Source organism: Mucilaginibacter rigui (genome assembly GCF_014773275.1).
In the GTDB taxonomy this organism is placed as follows: Bacteria; Bacteroidota; Bacteroidia; order Sphingobacteriales; family Sphingobacteriaceae; genus Mucilaginibacter; species Mucilaginibacter rigui_A.
Window position 1 is genome coordinate 1 of sequence record NZ_JACWMW010000014.1, and the last position, 1069, is coordinate 1069.

The following is a 1069-nucleotide window of genomic DNA, read 5'->3' on the forward strand; positions in this document are numbered from 1 at the left end:
TGTAAGGGTTTAGTAATTCGGTAACAGAATTAGGTATTTTTATTTGTTGTAAGGGAGACCATATCGATAGGTTTTTTACCGTTGATTCCCTGATGTGGCCTTTCCCAATTGTAATAAACCAGGTATTTAAGTAGTTCGTCTTCCAGTTCTTCACGGCTGTCAAAGTCTGTATCTTCAATAAGGTCTTCTTTGAGTGTACGCCAGAACCGCTCTACCTTACCGTTGGTTTGCGGGCGATAGGGCTTCATATAGCGGCGTTTAATACCGGTTTCCATCAGCATCCGCTCAAATGGGTGATTTCGTTTGTTCAGACTGGTTGAGGGGCCAAACTCGGGGCCGTTATCGGCGATGATCTCTTCGAACTGGATGCCGAACTCCCGTTTGAGTGCCTGCATGCAATGCATAGCAGTGAACATCGTGCCCAGGGCCGTAATGTCTTCCATCACCTGTGCCCAGGCCAGTCGTGAGTAATCGTCCAGCACGCACAGCAGGTAAAGCTTCCTGTTTTGCCCCCTAATCACACTTTTGCTTAAGTGATGGCAATCGATATGGCCTAATTGTCCCATGCGTTCTTTAATGATCTTTCGCTTTACTTCCCGGTCTGCCTGCTTTAAAAGGTTCCGGCTATGCCGCTTCAGGATGTTATATACCCCTGAAGGCGATGGTGTAAAGGTATTAGCTTTTTGTTTAAGCTGGTTAGCGATCTCAAACTTATTGCAACCCCGATCCCGCAGCTGCAATACCTGCTGCTCATCCTCGGGCGATGGCCTGCGGCTGCCATATTTAGGGCCGCGTTTACCCGGCAGCAAGTCAAGTTCATTGCCCGATTGCTTATACAGATTGTAGTACTTTAAGAAACTCCGGGGATCCGTATCATGCGCCAGGTAGAAATCCTTGGCAAACCTGAAGATCGCATGCTCGCCACGTTTTACCTGTTCATACTCATTAATCAGGAAACAGTACTTGTTCAGATAGTTGCGCTTTAAGGTCAGGTCATTGTTAATGTTTCGCATAACTTTAGCTTTATTTGTTAAAGCTAATTCTGTTATCGAATTACTTGACCTTTACA

Annotated in this window: 1 protein-coding gene; it reads right to left on the bottom strand. The window is 45.9% G+C overall.

The window, feature by feature from the left end; genetic code table 11:
* Positions 1-29 precede the first annotated feature (29 nt).
* Positions 30-1013, bottom strand: a complete 984-nt coding sequence (locus tag IDJ75_RS21075) for an integrase core domain-containing protein (protein ID WP_191177638.1) — start codon at positions 1011-1013, stop codon at positions 30-32.
* Positions 1014-1069: the final 56 nt, after the last annotated feature.